This is a genomic window from Paenibacillus sp. GM2FR, from assembly GCF_002803325.1.
Lineage (GTDB): Bacteria > Bacillota > Bacilli > Paenibacillales > Paenibacillaceae > Paenibacillus_AQ > Paenibacillus_AQ lautus.
Map to the genome: position 1 here is coordinate 710,624 of NZ_MKZM01000010.1, position 18,510 is coordinate 729,133.

Genomic DNA, 18,510 nt, shown 5'->3' on the forward strand with positions numbered 1-18,510 from the left:
CGGAGAAATTCAATCATTATTTTAAGATGCAAAGATTTTTGGATTAACGAGATTATTCGAGTATCATATCGGGTTATATTGATAAAATATACGACAAAAAATGAATGGGAATCGTCGTCTTTATGTTGCCAGGTGCATGAAAGACGCAGGCCGTGCGCCCTTTTTTAAACTTGGCAGTACATATGCTATAATCAACGAATACGAAAAACAGGACTAGAAAGGAGGTGTCCTTATCAAGGACTCTTACTCCCAAGAACAAGAGGACAAGAACATCATCCTGTTTCCGAAGACGCTGGATTATTACCAGATTCAGCTTACGGTTATGCTCGAGAATGAACGTTACGGTGAAGCGATGGAGGTTCTGCGTTTTCTGCTGAAATGCGGCGGACAGAATGAACGGCATTATGAGGAGTGGAATTCGCTCCTCGACTGGCTTGAAGCTGCATTTCCGGAACAGGCTGTACCCCGTTCGGTTGATTCCGAAGCAGAGCCCGAGGAGGATGACCCGGACGAAGCGGAAATGGCGAGGCAGATGGTTAGGGACAAAGTTGCCCAGGATGCCGGATATGCCGACAAGCTGCTGGCTTCGGTCATGAACGGACCGCTGACGGAGCAGACCATTTTGGCGCTGGAACAGCTTGCTTATTTGGACCGTCCGGAGATCGACGCTATTTTGGTCGAGTGGCTGCATGATACGCCGCTTCATCCGCTCCTGCAATTTCGGGTGCTGCAAACGCTCCGGAGAAGAGGGATGGAAGGGCAAGTGAGCCTTCATCGCGGGCAGGAAGCCGTCGAGATTGAGATCGATACGGTTCCTCTGGACCCGGGAGGTTTTCCGGACGCCATTACGAAAATTTTGGAGCGTGTTGCCGATCAGACTGAGGTTCATGAGCCGACACTTTTTTATTTTGCACAGGAATTATGGTCCCAGTTCATCATGGCGATTTACGGCACCGAAGATTACCATTCCATGCTGGATGAAGAAGAATCCACGCTTGACATATGGGCAGCTGCGCTGCATGACATTGTGTCGGAGAGTTTGAAAGGGTTTCGCAATGAGGAGGAAATCCGCCCGCTCTACGGCATAACGGACACCATGCGGTTCCGTTATGAGGGAGCCTATCGATCTCTCAAGCAATTTGTTGCTGCTGGCGTGGAAGATTAGCCAGAGTTGGAAAACGTTTACGGTATCGCAGCATAAGGGTTCGCCCTTGAAAAAGAATTTAATGTTGTTTATACTATAGTGGTTATTCGGTACGTGATACATTATTGCGTCGACCACGTGAATTATTTTGGAGGGGAAAGCATAAATGAAAGCAACTTGGGAAAAAATAGAGAAGAACCTTGGCGTTCTTGACGTTGAGGTTGATGCGGAGCGCGTTGCATCCGCCCTCGACAAAGCTTTTAATAAAGTAGCTAAAAAAGCAAATGTACCTGGATTCCGTAAAGGTAAAGTACCTCGCTCAATCTTCGAAGCTCGCTTTGGTGTTGAGAGTTTGTACCAGGATGCAATCGACATCCTTCTTCCGGAAGTATACAGTGAAGCTGTAGAACAAGCGGATATCTTCCCTGTGGATCGTCCGGAAGTGGACATCGAGCAATTCGCTAAAGGCGAAACTTTCAAGTTCAAAGCAAGAGTAACTGTGAAACCAGAAGTTAAACTTGGCGAATACAAAGGTGTCGAAGTTGCAGCAGTAGCTGCTGAAGTTTCCGACGAGGAACTGAGCGAAGAGCTCGTGCGTCTGCAACAACGTCATGCTGAGCTTACTGTTATCGACGAAGGTGCTTCCCAGTCTGGCGATATCGTTGTGATTGATTTTGACGGTTCCGTTGACGGCGTTCCTTTCGAAGGTGGACAAGCTGAGCGTTATTCCCTTGAGCTTGGAAGCAATACATTCATTCCAGGCTTTGAAGACCAAGTGATCGGAATGGCTACTGGAGACTTCAAAGACGTGGAAGTGACATTCCCTGAAACTTACCATGCTGAAGAATTGGCTAACAAACAAGCGATCTTCAAAGTGAAAGTTCACGAAATCAAACGCAAACAGCTTCCTGAGCTGGATGATGAATTCGCTAAAGACGTAAGTGAATTCGACACGCTTGACGAGTACAAGGAAGATCTGAAGAAACAATTGCTGACTCGCAAAGAGCAAGAAGCACAAGGCGTTCGTGAGAACGAAGCCGTTGAAAAAGCAGCAGCTAACGCTGAAGTTGAAATTCCTGACGCTATGATTCAATCCGAAGTTCAAAACATGATGCGCGATTTCGACAACCGTCTTCGCCAGCAAGGCATGAACCTGGAAATGTTCCTTAGCTTCTCCGGGCAAACGAATGCCGATCTGGAAGGTCAAATGAAAGACGATGCTGCAAAACGCGTTCGCAACAACCTCGTGCTTGAGCAAATCGCAAAAGAAGAAAAACTCGAAGTATCTGAAGAGGAAATCAACAAAGAGCTGGAAAACATGGCTGACACGTACAAACGTCCTGCTGATGAAATCCGCAGCATCCTGGGTGCTAACGGTTCCCTTGACAGCCTTCGTGAAGAACTGCTTCTTCGCAAAACAATCGACTTCTTGCTGGAAAACAGCGTAGAAGGCGCTCCTGTTGAGAAGAAAGAAGCAACTGAAGAATAATAAATAGGCAGCTGCGAAAAGCTGCCCTCACATTAGATAAGGCACGTACATTTCATGCGTGCCTTATTTTTAACTAAGAATAGCCAATTTACTACTAATTGTGACATGAATTGGTTATTAATTTCGACATACATAATGAGACAAGTTGGCAGGATATAATTCTTGGCAAGTTCATAGAATGTAAGCAGGGTTAAAAAATGACATCGTGCTGTGAACATGTTAGAATAACTTTTGTAACGCTGTAGTATATTTTTCAAGGAAAAGAGGTTGGTCGCATGAGTCTTGTACCTATGGTTGTGGAACAAACCAGTCGAGGCGAAAGATCTTACGATATCTACTCAAGATTACTGAAGGATCGCATAATATTCCTCAGCAGTGCGATCGATGACGATGTTGCCAATCTTGTCATTGCCCAGCTTCTGTTTCTAGCTGCGGAAGATCCGGAAAAAGACATCTCTTTGTACATCAATTCCCCTGGCGGTTCGGTTACAGCCGGGATGGGTATATATGATACGATGCAGTTGATCAAGCCTGATGTGTCCACGATTTGCGTTGGTATGGCTGCCAGCATGGGATCACTGTTGCTTACTGCAGGAGCGCCTGGCAAACGCTATGCTCTCGAGAACAGTGAAGTGATGATTCATCAGCCGCTCGGAGGTATTCAAGGCCAGGCATCCGATATCCAAATCCATGCAGATTGGATCATCAAGACCAGACATAAGCTGAATCAAATCTATGTGGAGCGCACGGGTCAGCCCCTTGAAAAAATCGAACGCGATACGGACCGCGACTTTTTCATGAGCGCGGAGGAAGCGAAGGCGTACGGTATAATTGATGATGTTCTGTCTTCACCGACCAAATCTTAAGGGGTGGTAAAAGCATGTTTAAATTTAACGATGACAAAGGGCAGCTGAAGTGCTCCTTCTGCGGAAAATCGCAGGAGCAGGTCCGCAAGCTGGTTGCGGGGCCCGGTGTTTATATATGTGACGAGTGTATTGACTTGTGTTCAGAGATCGTTGAGGAAGAACTCGGCCATGAGGAAGAAGTGGATCTGAAGGATATTCCGAAACCACGTGATATTCGTGACATTCTGGATCAATATGTAATCGGTCAGGATCAAGCGAAGAAATCCCTTTCCGTTGCCGTTTATAACCACTATAAACGTATCAACACCCAGAGCAAAATTGAGGATGTTGAATTGCAAAAGAGTAATATTTTGCTGCTCGGACCTACAGGTTCCGGTAAAACATTGCTCGCGCAAACCATGGCCAAAATTCTCAACGTGCCGTTTGCTATCGCCGATGCAACTTCACTGACCGAAGCTGGTTACGTAGGTGAGGATGTTGAGAACATTCTGCTGAAGCTGATTCAAGCAGCGGATTATGATGTGGAAAAAGCGGAACGCGGCATTATCTATATTGATGAGATCGATAAAGTGGCTCGTAAATCGGAGAATCCGTCCATTACTCGTGACGTTTCCGGTGAAGGGGTTCAGCAGGCCCTGCTGAAAATTCTTGAAGGCACCGTTGCTTCCGTGCCTCCGCAAGGTGGACGCAAGCATCCGCATCAGGAATTCATCCAAATCGATACTACAAACATTCTGTTTATTTGCGGCGGAGCATTTGACGGACTGGAGCAGTACATTAAACGCCGGATCGGTAAAAAGGTCATCGGCTTTAATGCATCCGGAGAAAACCAGAAGGATCTTAAGCCAGGTGAATACCTGACGATGGTTCTGCCGGAAGATCTGCTGAAATTCGGCTTGATTCCGGAGTTCGTCGGTCGTCTGCCTGTTGTGTCTACGCTCGAACCGCTGGATGAGGCAACATTGGTACGAATTCTGTCCGAGCCGAAAAACGCACTCACGAAGCAGTACCAAAAGCTGCTTGAATTTGACAACGTAAACCTCAAATTTGAGCCAGGCGCGTTAGAAGAGATTGCCCGCGAAGCTATTAAGCGCAATACCGGTGCGCGCGGACTGCGTTCCATCATTGAAAGCATCATGCTGGACGTGATGTACGAAGTGCCGTCCAGAGATGACATTAAGGATTGCGTCATTACGGAGCAGGTTGTTCGTGATAAAGTGATTCCTGAACTGCAAGCCAAAAGTAACGAAGACGACAAGAAACAAGAAGAAAGCGCCTAATGTGCTCTAGCGCATTAGACGTGGAATAAATCTACGTTGATTCTCCACTTCCAATTATACCCAGTCGGGTTGATTGGAGTGGAGCTTTGGCGTTATATGGGAGAGATCGTACCATGTTTTTGAGACAAGACACACGGCCCGTCAAGGTGGGGAATCTTACCATTGGGGGAAAGAACGAAGTCATTATTCAAAGCATGTGCACCACCAAAACAGCAGATGTAGAGGCGACCGTTGCCGAGATACTCCGTCTGGAAGAAGCGGGATGTCAGATCGTTCGGGTAACGGTGAACAATGAGGAAGCAGCTGCGGCCATTAAGGAAATCAAGAAACGCATTCATATTCCGCTAGTGGCGGACATTCATTTCAACTACAAGCTTGCCCTGATGGCGATCGAGAACGGTATCGATAAAGTCCGGATCAATCCGGGTAACATCGGTAAGCGTGAAAAGGTCGAAGCTGTCGTGAAAGCATGCAAAGAGAAGGGGATTCCGATTCGGATCGGGGTTAACGCCGGTTCCCTGGAGAATCATCTCCTTGAAAAATACGGATACCCGACTCCGGAAGCCATGGTCGAAAGCGCTTTGTATCATATCGGAATTCTGGAAGAACTGGATTTCCATGATATCATCGTTTCGCTTAAAGCTTCTGATGTACCGATGGCGATTGCAGCTTACACTAAGGCTGCAGAAGTGATTCCGTACCCGCTTCACCTGGGCATTACCGAAGCAGGTACCCTGTTCTCGGGTACCGTCAAGAGTGCCGCCGGACTTGGCGCGCTGTTGTCTCTCGGAATCGGCAGCACGATGCGTATTTCCTTGAGTGCCGATCCTGTGGAAGAGATCAAGGTCGGCCGGGAACTGCTAAAATCCTTCGGTCTGATCTCGGATGCGGCAACCTTGGTATCTTGCCCGACGTGCGGACGGCTGGATATCGATTTGTTCTCCATTGCCAATGAGGTAGAGGAGTACATCTCGAAGATTAAAGTCCCGATCAAGGTTTCCGTTCTGGGCTGTGCCGTAAACGGTCCCGGAGAGGCCAGAGAAGCCGACATCGGTATTGCCGGCGCTCGGGGTGAAGGTTTGCTCTTCCGATACGGAGAGATGATCCGTAAGGTGCCGGAAGAGATCATGGTTGAAGAGCTCAAGAAAGAAATCGATCATATCGTGAAGGTGTACGAGGAAACCGGCGAAATCCCGGGCCGCAAGCACAAATCCACGGTCTGAGCTGGATAACTAAGTTGTAAGAATATCTCGGCTTATATAAAAACGGCAGTCTCTATGAACCCTGAGACTGCCGTTTTTCGGTTTTATAAGGATGTAGGGGTAGCGTATCAGTAGAAGCTTCTTTTTTATGAAGCTTAGCCCTTCCCACACTCCCACCCCCATCCACACGTCGCACCAGCGGAGCGGACGAATCGATTCCGGAGAAGCGGATGCGTCGCATCCTGAATCAAATCATCCCCTCTTTTACAATTTGTTCCCCCTCCAGCGTTTTACCATCCGAGGAATCGGCAATACTACCATGTATTAACGTTTGGATGAAGACATAATGGAGTACAGGAGGAATGACTTGTGAATTTAAGTATCGTGATTATGCTGGTGCAGCTGTTTTTTGCGGTCATCATCGGCATTTATTTTTGGAATTTATTGCGCGGGCAGAAGACAAGCAAAACAGCGGTGGATCGGGAATCGCGCAAGGAGCTCGATAAACTCCGCAAACTCCGGTCGATATCGCTAACGAAACCGCTCGCTGAGAAAACAAGGCCGCAAACGATGGATGACATCGTGGGGCAAAAGGACGGCTTACGCGCCTTAAAGGCAGCGTTATGCAGCGCAAATCCCCAGCACGTGATTGTATATGGCCCGCCGGGAGTCGGTAAGACGGCTGCTGCCCGCGTGGTGATGGAGGAAGCCAAGAAGAACCCGCAATCACCTTTTAAATATGACGCAAAATTCACGGAGATTGACGCCACGACGGCCCGCTTCGACGAGCGCGGGATTGCCGATCCGCTCATCGGGTCTGTTCATGATCCGATTTATCAAGGTGCCGGTGCCATGGGGGTGGCAGGCATTCCTCAGCCGAAGCCGGGAGCGGTGACCAAGGCCCATGGGGGGATCCTGTTTATTGATGAAATTGGGGAATTGCATCCGATTCAGATGAATAAGCTTTTAAAAGTGCTGGAGGACCGCAAGGTGCTGCTCGAAAGTGCATATTATAATTCGGAGGATGCCAATACACCTGCCTATATACACGATATTTTTCAAAATGGCCTTCCAGCAGACTTTCGTCTGGTGGGTGCTACGACACGTTCGCCAGAAGAGATTGCTCCTGCGCTTCGTTCACGCTGCATGGAGATTTTTTTCCGTCCGCTTTTGCCTGAAGAAATTGGAAGGATTGCAGAGGACGCCATTCAGAAAATTGGTTTGAATGCAGCGCCTGAAGCGGTTGAAGTTGTGAAGCAGTACTGCTCTAACGGACGGGAAGCGGTCAATATGATTCAATTGGCAGCTGGTCTTGCATTGACGGAGAAGCGAGATTCGCTGCGAGCGGCGGATGTGGAATGGGTAGCCAGCAGCAGCCAGCTTCAGCCAAGGCCCGATCGGAAAATACCGGAGAAGCCTCAGATTGGCGTAGTCAACGGATTAGCCGTATATGGCCCGAATATGGGGGCACTGCTTGAAATTGAAGTATCTGCGGTTCCTGTCGAGAAGGGCCGGGGTACCTACAATATCACCGGGGTTGTCGATGAAGAGGAATTTGGCGGAGGCTCGCGCAAGCTGCGCCGCAAGAGCATGGCTAAAGGCTCGATCGAGAATGTCCTAACCGTGCTGGCGTCGATGGGCTTTACGCCTAAAAACTATGAACTGCATATCAATTTCCCCGGAGGAACACCGATTGACGGTCCTTCCGCCGGTATTGCAATGGCCACGGCGATCGTGTCCGCCATGAAAGGGATTGAAGTCGATAACAAGGTCGCCATGACCGGCGAGATGAGCATTCATGGAAAAGTAAAACCGATAGGCGGGGTCATCGCTAAAGTGGAGGCGGCATTTCAAGCAGGTGCTACCCGCGTGATCATCCCTAAAGACAACTGGCAGACGCTGTTCCAGGATTTGAGCGGCGGTTTGAGAGTAATTCCGGTAGAATCAGTGGATGAAGTATTCGGCCATATTTTTGGTGGATCATTCGCTCCGGAGGTTGTACAGCTCCCTGCAAACGAGGTATTTCCATCCTCTTCCGCTTCATTGCTGCAGGCGACGCCACCGCGAAATGGTAAAATAACGGACGCCGGAGGATGTTAAGCTTCGTTTGGTTGGTTTTTTATACGCAGATTTGATAAAATAGGAATAGTGTCAACATTGAGAGCCATTGGAGGTGCGAAAGCGATGGGACCCAGTAAATCTAAAGGTCGTCGTTTTCCTTTACTGCCTTTGAGAGGTCTTTTGGTTTATCCAAGCATGGTGCTTCACTTGGATGTAGGCCGGGAGAAATCGGTAAAGGCTTTAGAAAAGGCGATGGTTGAAGACAATTTGATTCTCCTATGTTCTCAATCGGAAGTGAACATTGAAGAACCGACGCAGGATGATATTTTTCGGATTGGCACAGTAGCGAATGTACGCCAGATGCTTAAGCTTCCAAACGGTACCATACGTGTGCTAGTGGAGGGTATGGAACGGGCGGAGGTTATTGAATATACGGATCAAGAGGAATACTATGAGGTCATCGCTCGGGAACTTCCCGAAGAAGAGAATCATGACCCTGAAGTTTCCGCATTAATGCGAACCGTACTGTCTCAGTTTGAGAATTATATCAATCTGTCGAAGAAGGTGACACCAGAGACACTAGCGGCCGTTTCCGATATTGATGAGCCGGGCCGACTGGCAGACGTCATCACGAGTCACTTGTCACTGAAGATCAAGGATAAGCAAGAAATTCTCGAAACAATTGATGTTCGCAAACGGCTCGAGAAACTTCTAGATATACTGAATAACGAGCGTGAAGTGCTGGAGCTGGAGCGCAAGATCAACCAGCGGGTCAAGAAGCAAATGGAGAAGACCCAGAAGGAATATTATTTGCGCGAACAGATGAAGGCCATCCAGAAAGAGCTTGGCGACAAGGAAGGCCGTGCCGGGGAAGTAGAGGAACTCCGAAGTCAGCTTCAGGAGCTTGAACTGCCGGAGCGCGTACATGAGAAGGTAGAGAAGGAAATCGACCGACTGGAGAAAATGCCGGCGAGCTCTGCGGAGGGCGGCGTGATTCGAAACTATGTCGATTGGCTGTTGGCGCTGCCGTGGACTAACAAGACCGAGGATGATCTGGACATCGTCAAAGCGGAGCAAGTGCTGGACGAGGATCATTACGGTCTTGAGAAGCCGAAGGAACGCGTGCTGGAATATCTGGCGGTCCAAAAGCTGGTGAAGAAGATGAAGGGGCCTATTCTATGTTTGGTTGGTCCTCCAGGGGTCGGTAAAACATCACTGGCCCGGTCCATTGCCCGATCTTTGGAACGCAAGTTCGTTCGTGTTTCATTAGGCGGGGTAAGAGACGAGGCGGAAATCCGCGGTCACCGACGCACTTATGTTGGGGCTATGCCGGGACGGATCATTCAAGGCATGAAAACGGCGGGTTCGATGAATCCTGTGTTCCTGCTGGATGAAATCGATAAGATGGCATCCGACTTCCGCGGCGACCCGTCTTCGGCACTGCTTGAGGTACTTGACCCTGAGCAAAACAATACGTTCAGCGATCATTTCGTGGAAATTCCTTTTGATCTGTCCAACGTCATGTTTGTAACGACGGCGAACGTGCTTCACAACATTCCAAGACCGCTCCTGGACCGGATGGAAGTGCTGTACATTCCAGGCTATACGGAGCTGGAGAAACTGCAGATCGCCAATCGTTATTTGCTGCCCAAGCAGAAGAGTGAGCATGGGCTTACGCCGGAGCAGTTGATTCTGGACGAGGAAGCGCTCATGAAGGTGATCCGGGAGTATACCCGTGAATCCGGGGTGCGGAATCTGGAGCAGCAAGTGGCTGCGCTGTGCCGCAAAGCCGCCAAACAGATCGTCACCAATCAATCGGAATCCATTGAGATTAAGGCTGACGATATTAAGGAATATCTCGGGATTCCGAAGTTTCGCTATGGCATGGCCGAGCTTGAAGATCAAGTGGGCACGGTAACAGGACTTGCATGGACGGAAGTGGGCGGCGAGACGCTGACCATTGAGGTTACCGTGGTGCCTGGTACGGGCAAGCTGACCTTGACAGGTAAACTGGGTGATGTGATGAAGGAATCGGCTCAAGCCGCCTTCAGTTTTACCCGCTCGAAAGCGGTAGAACTGGGTATTGATCCGGATTTCCACGAGAAGCTTGATGTCCATATCCATATCCCGGAGGGAGCCATTCCGAAGGACGGCCCTTCAGCCGGCATTACGATTGCGACGGCTCTTATTTCATCTTTAACCAAACGGCATGTAGCCCGTGATGTGGCCATGACGGGGGAAATTACACTTCGGGGACGCGTTCTTCCGATTGGTGGCTTGAAAGAGAAATCCCTGGCAGCCCACCGTGCCGGCTACAAAAAAATATTACTCCCTAAGGATAACGAACGTGACCTGCGTGATATTCCTGACAGCGTGAAGAACGACGTTGAGTTCGTTCCGGTATCCCATATGGATCAGGTTCTGGAGCATGCGCTCGTTGAACAAGCGGGAGTGCACTAGAGAGGAAAGTCTAAATTATGAAAGTTACGAAAGCCGAGTTTGTCATCAGTGCTGTCGTACCTGCTCAATATCCTGAAGACGCCTTGCCGGAAATTGCTCTGGCAGGGCGTTCCAATGTGGGCAAGTCATCACTGATTAACCGTATAATATCCCGTAAGAACCTGGCCCGTACCAGTGCAACACCGGGAAAAACCCAGCAGCTCAACTATTATCGGGTGAACGACGATCTGTATCTGGTCGATTTTCCCGGCTATGGTTATGCAAAGGTATCCAAGACCCAGCGTGCGGCATTTGGCGAAATGATTGAGAGATATTTGCTCAGCCGGGAAGAACTGAAGCTTGTATTACTAATTGTGGACATGCGTCACCCGCCTTCAAAAGACGATATCAGCATGTATGAATGGCTGCAGCATTATAACCGGCCGGTATGCGTGGTCGCGACCAAGGCGGACAAAATTCCGAAAACACGCCGCCAGAAGCATGTAAAGATCGTGAAGGAAACACTCGGCTTCAAACCCTATCATTCTTTTGTCATGTTTTCATCCGAGCTCGGTCTGGGTAAAGATGAGTTATGGGCAATCATGGAGTCCCACATGGGGACTAAGGATGATGAGGGAGAGACATATCTGGATTCGGAAACGGACGGCTATGATCAAGCTTGATCCGGTTGATTTGGTGATATTTTTTTCAAGGGTAATATAGGGAATCGGTGTATTCTTTATAGGAAAGTGAGCATCTTGCGGGAAATATCGCTCTGATTCCGGCTAATTCCGTTTTTTTATGAAATATGATGGATATTCTCATTCGAACGGCAGGAAAGACCGCTTGGATCTGCTGTATAATGGTAGTAAGTTAAAAGAATTGAGGGAGATTTGTATGGCTCAGCGGTTAGCCACAGAATATGTTAATGCCACAATGCAAATGACGGATATTCAAATGGATCAATTTCTGCAATATACCCAAGCTTTCCGGGTTACTAACCGGGTAAAAGTCATGGATAGCGGAGAGCAGGAGTTCGTGCTCGAAGATGAGAGCGGGGAAGAAGTTCATTTGCCCTTTGAACGCAAGAATGGCTTGTACGTCTGTGAGCTGTCGTGCCGATTGGTTACTCCCCATCTGACAAATGCCGTACGTAAACTGTTTGCGGCTTTTAAGGGATCAGGTAAAGTGAATCGGATATATCGCGGCTTTACGATGAGCTACGACTACCATGCGGGAACGGTGCACAGAATTACGCAAGTCGCCGGGAACGACAGCATTGTCATTTATGAGTACAAGAATACGGCAGGAGAGCTGCAGCGACTCTTCAACAGCAATGAGGCAGAGAAAGAGATCGAATCCATCCAGCATCATATTAACGTGCTTCTGGACCAGCGGATTGCAGCAGGGAATGATAAACTTATTACGAAGACCATAGATGAGCGGCTGCGACGGTTTAATCAACGCCTATTCGTGCTAGAAGCCTAAGGAGGCTGCCCTGTAAAAGGGCGGCTTTTTTTATGTGTTATTTAACTATAAATTCGGTTTTTTGTATGTTTATGAACTTAGGGTACGATGATATCGATTTCTTTGATCAATGACACCAAGCAGTTCAGACGAACATATATTGAGCTGTAAAATATTTATGGGTTATTTTCGAAAAAGGTGTTGCATTTAAGCGTCATAGATGTTATTTTTAATCTCGTTGAAAAGAATATAGGAACCAGGATTCACTCAGGACATGTAATGTTGCGAGAGATTATTCCCTCGGGAAGTGAATGACGTAGGTCCTAGCGGATGAAATTTTCAAACATTTTATTCCTAGGAAGGGGGAAACCGGAAGATGGAATACTCAACTTTCGGAAGACACGTTGCTGTTGATACTTGGGGAGTCGATTTTGAACTATTGAACAGTGCAGAATTTTTACAAGCTCAGATGGTGGAAGCCGCTGAAGCATGTGGAGCAACGGTATTGTCCGTCCAATCCAAGCAGTTTGAACCACAAGGTGCGACTGTGCTGGTGTTGCTGTCGGAAAGCCATCTCTCGATTCACACTTACCCTGAGAGAGGTTTTGCTGCGATTGACTGTTATACCTGCGGGGAGACAGTAGATCCGCAGTTGGCTATTGACTATCTGGTATCCGCTTTGAAACCTGAAAAATGCTATGCCAAGAAACTCGTGCGCGGACTCGGTGAAATGACCGTGGAGACGCCTGAGATGAAACAGGCTGAACTCGTTTAATCCAGCCTTCTAAAAAAATGCTTATACTGATAACCATGGATTTTTCCATGGTTATTTATTTTGAGGACATGAGAAGATCGGCGAAATTCCAGGCATTCGTTCTCTGAAATGAGATTTCGTAGTAAATTGCACGTATATCTACAGTGTTCTATAACCACAATAGTAAGGTGCGATCTACAGGTAGAAATCTTCATGAATGGAATGAAGAAGTATGGGGATTTCATAAACATTTCATAAAATAGACAAGGCTGTTCAGCATACTGTGATATAATGAACAAGGTCAAGGAAGTCCGTTGTGAACGGCAAAACTACTCGGAGAAATAGGCAGGTGAACATGCAATGCACATCGTCGTTGTTGGGTTGAACTATCGCACGGCGCCTGTGGAAGTCAGAGAACGCTTTACCTTCTCGGAAGAAGACATGCCCAAGGCGTTAGAGCAGCTTCATTCGACCAAGAGCGTATTGGAGGGCGTCATTGTCGCTACCTGCAACCGAACTGAGATTTATGTTGTGGTAGACCGCCTTCATATGTGCGGCTACTTTATCCGCAGTTTTATGGAACAGTGGTTCGGCATTAATCGTGAAGAATTTACACAGCACCTCTATATATATGAAGATGAACAAGCCATTTCCCATCTATTTAAGGTTACCTGCGGTTTGGATTCCATGGTCATTGGAGAGACGCAGATCCTTGGACAGGTGCGCAATGCTTTTTTGACGTCGCAGCAGCAGAATGCGACCGGTACTTGGTTTAATATGTTGTTTAAGCAAGCCGTTACGCTCGGCAAGCGGGCTCATTCCGAGACATCGATCGGGGAGAGTGCCGTTTCTGTCAGCTATGCTGCGGTGGAACTGGGTAAACGGATTTTCGGTACGTTTAACGACAAAAAAGTAATGATTCTCGGTGCAGGCAAGATGAGTGAACTTACCGTGAAGCACCTTTATGCCAACGGTGCTGCGGAAGTGATAGTGGCTAACCGTACGCTTGGCCGTGCGGAGGAACTTGCGCGCAAGTTCAAAGGAACGCCGTGCACCATTGCCGAAGCCAAGAACTTGCTGAATGAAGTCGATATCATTATTAGCTCCACGGGCTCGAATGAATATGTTCTGAATGCGGAGCGGGTTAAAGAGAACATGAAGAAGCGTCAGTCCCGCCCGTTGTTCATGATTGATATTGCTGTGCCACGGGACATTGATCCGGCGGTTGGGGAACTCTCCAACGTGTTCCTGTACGATATTGATGATCTGGAAGGCATTGTAGAGACCAATATGGAAATGCGCCGGGTGGAAGCAGCGAAGATTGAAGTGATGATTCAAGAAGAGATGGATGCATTCCACACATGGCTGAAGACGCTTGGTGTCAGACCGGCGATTCGTGCCTTGCAGGAGAAGTCGAATGCCATTCATGAAGAAACGATGGAAAGCTTGTTCAACAAGCTTCCGGAACTGGATGAACGCCAGCGAAAAGTCATTCGTCGTTTGACCAAGAGCATCGTTAACCAGATGATGCACGATCCCATTAACCGGATTAAGGAAATGACGGGAGGCAAGCAGGGCAATGAAGCACTGGATTATTTTTCACAAATCTTTGCGCTGGAAAGCTTGATCCATGAGAATGAGCAGGAAGCCCGCAGCCGCAACAAGAAAGCAACTGCACCCGTTAAAGCTGAACGGACGAAGAATGCTGTAGATCAGCAGGCAGAAGAGAAGCCGCTTAAGGTGTCTCTGGCCCCAGCCACCCTTTGAGGAGGGTGAGTACAACCCATGCTGTTAAACTTAATTTATATCACCGGCATTTGTATCTATGCCCTGAGCCTTCTGTTTTATATCTCGGATTGCATTTCACGCAATTCGGTGGCGAAGCGGATAGGCACAGGGCTTCTTGTTATTACTGCGCTGTTACAATTTACCGGAATCGGCATCAGAGCGATGGAGGGCGGACATTTCCACTTTCCGGTATTTACGCTGTTTGATTTCCTGTTCCTGCTGGCGTTCTGCATATCGATCACTTCGATTGCCCTGGCGTATATGAAGCGGTCGGAATTTGCCGTCTTGTTAATGAACCTCGTCGGGTTTAGCGTCATGCTGGTCAATCGGTTATGGTTCACAGCCGGAGACAATGCATTGTACAGCTGGGAGACGGAACATCGTCTCTTGCTCATCCATATTGCCCTGGCGAGTGTCAGTTTCGCCGCTTTGACCGTCGGGGCTGTATTTGCGGCGATTTATATGTTCCTGCACAGGAAACTGAAGCACAAGCAATGGAATGATACGATCCGCAGGCTGCCAAGTCTGGAGAAGCTTGATGTTTATTCTTATAAAGCGCTGATGGCCGGAACGATTATTCTGGTCATGTCACTCATCTTGGCCGTGATGTCGGTGGCTATGGCTGGACGGTGGACCCTGTTTTTGGACATCAAAGTATTGTCCACCCTGACGGCGCTTGCGATGTATATGGTTTATTTTATCAAACGCCGCTTGTGGAGAAGATCAGGCAGGGAAGCAGCCATATGGGCCTTAATCGGGTATGGATTCATCATTTTGAATTTCTTTCTCAATACGTGGTCCGCTTTCCATAGTTGGTCAGGAGTGTGATGGCTGATGGCGTATGATGATCATTATGTGCCTGTCCTGCTGAATTGCAGGGGACGTATATGCTTGATTGTCGGCGGTGGCAAGGTGGCGGAACGTAAAGCCGTCACTCTGCTGAATGCCGGGGCAAGCGTACATATTGTTAGTCCCATATTACGAAGCGAAATGCTTCAACGTTTGGCGAATGAGAATGCTCTTCGCTGGACGAAGCGGAAGTATCAATCAGACGATCTGACAGGCGCGTTTATGGTCCACGCGGCAACGGATGACAGCAAGCTGAATCTGAAGATAGCGGAGGATGCCGATCGTCTTGGCGTATTGGTTAACGTGGCCAGTAACGGCGAGGCCGGGACGTTTATCAACCCGACGGTTCTCCGGCGAGGGAGGCTTACGCTGGCTGTATCCACATCAGGAGCAGGGCCGATGGCCGCACGCGATATACGCGACGAGCTCGAAGAACAGTTCGGGCCTGAGTATGAGGACTACTTGGATTTTTTATATAGAATGCGTTCGATGATCAGGGAAGAGGTGGAGTCCGCTGACGCACGCAGGCGGCTTTTGCACAAGGCATACCGCATGGATATGCTCGGAGAGATTCGCCGCGGAGGCTATGTGCCCTGGAGTGAGGACAAAATCAAGCAGTGGATTGCGAATAATCAGGAGGAATGAAAGATGCGCACAATCGTAGTTGGCAGTAGACAAAGTGCTCTTGCACTGACACAGACAGGACAGGTTATCGATGATTTAAAGCGTTTAGCCAAGGAGCACGGTCTGGACTATGACTTCACCGTCAAAAAAATCGTCACCAAGGGCGACCGTATATTGGATGTGACGCTCTCCAAAGTAGGCGGCAAAGGATTGTTTGTCAAAGAAATCGAGCAGGCAATGATGGACGGGGAGATTGATATGGCGGTTCATAGCATGAAGGACATGCCTTCTGTTCTGCCCGAAGGTTTGGTGTCCGGCGCGGTGCCGGCAAGAAAGGATCCTCGGGATTGCCTGATCTCCAAAGAAGGGACAACGCTCGATGACCTTCCTGCAGGTGCCAAGGTGGGGACAAGCAGTCTGCGCCGTTCCAGTCAGCTCAAGGCCTACCGGCCGGATCTGCAGATCGAGTGGATTAGGGGGAACATCGATTCACGCATTCGCAAAATGGAGGACGGTGAATTTCAGGCCATCATTCTGGCGACCGCCGGTCTTCAGCGCATGGGCTGGGAGGACCGGATCACGTCGTACTTGCCGATTGAAATTAGCCTTCCTGCCGTTGGTCAAGGTGCACTCGGTATTGAATGCCGCGAAAACGATGCAGAGCTGCTGCATTTGCTCTCTCTTTATAATGATGAGGTTACTGCACGAACCGTTGCGGCTGAACGCAAGTTCTTGAGCGAGCTGAACGGAGGATGCCAGGTGCCGATCGGGGCTTACGCTGTCCTGAAGAATGTGGATGCCGGAGATTCCCGCGGAGAACAAAACGTTATACAATTAACAGGAATGGTAGGCTCTCCTGATGGCGAAATCGTATTGAAGGAAAGCGCCGAAGGAACCGACCCTGAATCGCTCGGAGTGGAAGTGGCTGCAAAGCTGAAAGCTAAAGGAGCGGAGAAGATACTGGCACAAGTTAGGGGTTGAGGGGATGGCAGGCAAGGTTTATTTGGTGGGAGCAGGACCGGGCGATGCACGCCTGATTACGATGAAAGGCAAGGAATGCATTGAAAAAGCGGATGTCGTGGTGTATGACCGATTAGCCAGCCCTCGGCTGCTGCGGTGGATGAAGCCCGGAGCCGAGAAGGTCTATGTAGGCAAGCTCCCGGATCGGCATACGATGAAACAGGAGCAGATCAATCAGCTGCTGGTTGATTATGCTTTGGAAGGCAAGACGGTCGTCCGTTTAAAGGGCGGCGATCCAACCATCTTCGGTAGAGTGGGCGAAGAAGCGGAGCTGTTATATCGTCATGGCATCATGTACGAGATTGTGCCGGGGATCACCTCGGCGATCAGTGTTCCCGCTTATGCCGGGATTCCGGTGACGCATCGTGACCATGCTTCGTCTTTATCTATCATTACCGGCCATGAAAGTCCTGAAAAGCTGGATCGGATGATTCAATGGGATAAGGTGACCAATGCAACGGGAACTTTGATTTTTATGATGGGTGTGGCCAAGATCGGCTATATCAGTCGTCAGCTGATCAAGCATGGCAGACCGCCGGAAACCCCTGTGGCTCTTATTCGATGGGGAACGCGGGCGGAGCAGGATACGCTGACGGGAACGCTGGCGGATATCGAGGACAGAGTCAAGGCAGCTGATTTTCAGCCGCCTGCAGTTATCGTAATCGGACAGGTGGTGCTTCAGCGGGAGCACCTGAAGTGGGCAGAACGGCTGCCTCTGTTCGGTAAACGGATTCTGGTCACGAGGGCCCGAAGCCAGGCCAGTGCATTGGTATCCCAAATCGAGGATCTGGGCGGAGAGCCATATGAGTTTCCTGTCATCGAAACCGTCATGCCTTCGAAGGAGGAGATGCTTGCCGGAATTCAACAAGCGCTGGACAAGCTGAATACGTATGACTGGGTGTTCTTCACCAGCGTGAACGGAGTCGAATTCTTTTTCCGCCATCTGAAAGAGAATGGACGCGACATTCGCTCGTTGGCCTCGGCCCGCATCGTCGCGGTCGGCCCTGCAACAGCCGATGCTCTTGGTAATTACGGTATATCCGCCGAGGTTATCAAGGAGCGTTACCAGGCGGAAGGCCTTATCGATGCTTACGGTTCAGTGCTCCAGCCGGGCCAGCGCGTGCTGCTGCCTCGCGGCGATCTGGCACGCAAGTGGCTGCCGGAGAAGCTAACGGAAATGGGACTGCACGTGACGGAAGCCGTGATCTATGAAAACGTGCTGTGCGGCGAGGAGGATGATGAGCTGCTGAAGCTGCTTCAAGATGGCGGCATTCACGCGGTTACGTTTACCAGTTCCTCTACCGTTACGAATCTGCTGAAGGTGCTGAAGGGGATGGGCGTGGCAGATCCTGCCGAACTGTTGAAGGGATCGACGATTGCTTGCATCGGACCTTTGACCGCGCAGACGGCTGAGGAAGCCGGTCTGCACGTATCCCTCCTCGCCGAGGAAGCGACGGTCGACAGTCTGGTGAAGGCCTTGTGCATTTGGAATGAGAACGATCCACGCCGTGTTGAGCCATAATATCC

The 18,510-nt window shown here is 49.3% G+C and carries 15 protein-coding genes; all 15 read left to right on the top strand.

Annotated features, from left to right (window positions below):
• The first annotated feature begins 322 nt into the window (after positions 1–322).
• The 15 genes from PAEVO_RS28210 (at position 323) to cobA (ending at position 18,505) form a co-directional block, all read left to right on the top strand.
• Positions 323–1,165, top strand: coding sequence for a hypothetical protein (locus PAEVO_RS28210; RefSeq protein ID WP_100540793.1), 843 nt, complete (start codon positions 323–325; stop codon positions 1,163–1,165).
• Between the two features lie 145 nt (positions 1,166–1,310).
• Entirely contained in the window at positions 1,311–2,633 is a 1,323-nt protein-coding gene (gene tig, locus PAEVO_RS28215) for a trigger factor (RefSeq protein ID WP_100540794.1), read from the top strand.
• A gap of 275 nt (positions 2,634–2,908) precedes the next feature.
• The gene (clpP, locus tag PAEVO_RS28220; RefSeq protein WP_006208779.1) at positions 2,909–3,499 is read left to right on the top strand and encodes an ATP-dependent Clp endopeptidase proteolytic subunit ClpP; all 591 of its coding nucleotides are present in this window, start codon (positions 2,909–2,911) and stop codon (positions 3,497–3,499) included.
• A 14-nt stretch (positions 3,500–3,513) separates the two neighbouring features.
• Positions 3,514–4,779 (top strand): ATP-dependent protease ATP-binding subunit ClpX, encoded by a 1,266-nt coding sequence (gene clpX, locus PAEVO_RS28225; RefSeq protein WP_100540795.1) that lies wholly within the window; start codon positions 3,514–3,516, stop codon positions 4,777–4,779.
• A 113-nt stretch (positions 4,780–4,892) separates the two neighbouring features.
• Entirely contained in the window at positions 4,893–6,002 is a 1,110-nt protein-coding gene (gene ispG / locus PAEVO_RS28230) for a flavodoxin-dependent (E)-4-hydroxy-3-methylbut-2-enyl-diphosphate synthase (protein ID WP_100540796.1), read from the top strand.
• A gap of 369 nt (positions 6,003–6,371) precedes the next feature.
• Positions 6,372–8,081, top strand: coding sequence for an ATP-dependent protease LonB (gene lonB / locus PAEVO_RS28235; protein WP_394059082.1), 1,710 nt, complete (start codon positions 6,372–6,374; stop codon positions 8,079–8,081).
• 84 nt (positions 8,082–8,165) lie between these two features.
• Positions 8,166–10,502 (top strand): endopeptidase La, encoded by a 2,337-nt coding sequence (gene lon, locus PAEVO_RS28240; protein ID WP_100540798.1) that lies wholly within the window; start codon positions 8,166–8,168, stop codon positions 10,500–10,502.
• Positions 10,503–10,519: 17 nt separating this feature from the next.
• A complete protein-coding gene (yihA, locus tag PAEVO_RS28245; protein WP_100540799.1) occupies positions 10,520–11,164 on the top strand; it encodes a ribosome biogenesis GTP-binding protein YihA/YsxC in 645 nt (214 codons plus the stop codon).
• 214 nt (positions 11,165–11,378) lie between these two features.
• A complete protein-coding gene (locus PAEVO_RS28250) occupies positions 11,379–11,969 on the top strand; it encodes a hypothetical protein (protein ID WP_015734002.1) in 591 nt (196 codons plus the stop codon).
• A gap of 355 nt (positions 11,970–12,324) precedes the next feature.
• A complete protein-coding gene (gene speD / locus PAEVO_RS28255) occupies positions 12,325–12,723 on the top strand; it encodes an adenosylmethionine decarboxylase (protein WP_006208786.1) in 399 nt (132 codons plus the stop codon).
• Between the two features lie 339 nt (positions 12,724–13,062).
• Complete coding sequence (hemA, locus tag PAEVO_RS28260; RefSeq protein ID WP_100540800.1) at positions 13,063–14,469, top strand: glutamyl-tRNA reductase; 1,407 nt, start codon at positions 13,063–13,065, stop codon at positions 14,467–14,469.
• A gap of 18 nt (positions 14,470–14,487) precedes the next feature.
• Entirely contained in the window at positions 14,488–15,318 is an 831-nt protein-coding gene (gene ccsA, locus PAEVO_RS28265) for a cytochrome c biogenesis protein CcsA (RefSeq protein WP_100540801.1), read from the top strand.
• A 6-nt stretch (positions 15,319–15,324) separates the two neighbouring features.
• Entirely contained in the window at positions 15,325–15,984 is a 660-nt protein-coding gene (locus tag PAEVO_RS28270) for a precorrin-2 dehydrogenase/sirohydrochlorin ferrochelatase family protein (RefSeq protein WP_100540802.1), read from the top strand.
• Between the two features lie 3 nt (positions 15,985–15,987).
• Positions 15,988–16,944 carry a hydroxymethylbilane synthase gene (gene hemC, locus PAEVO_RS28275; protein ID WP_100540803.1) on the top strand — a complete coding sequence of 319 codons (957 nt, stop codon included), beginning with the start codon at positions 15,988–15,990 and terminating at the stop codon, positions 16,942–16,944.
• A gap of 4 nt (positions 16,945–16,948) precedes the next feature.
• Positions 16,949–18,505 carry a uroporphyrinogen-III C-methyltransferase gene (cobA, locus tag PAEVO_RS28280; RefSeq protein WP_100540804.1) on the top strand — a complete coding sequence of 519 codons (1,557 nt, stop codon included), beginning with the start codon at positions 16,949–16,951 and terminating at the stop codon, positions 18,503–18,505.
• Positions 18,506–18,510 lie beyond the last annotated feature (5 nt).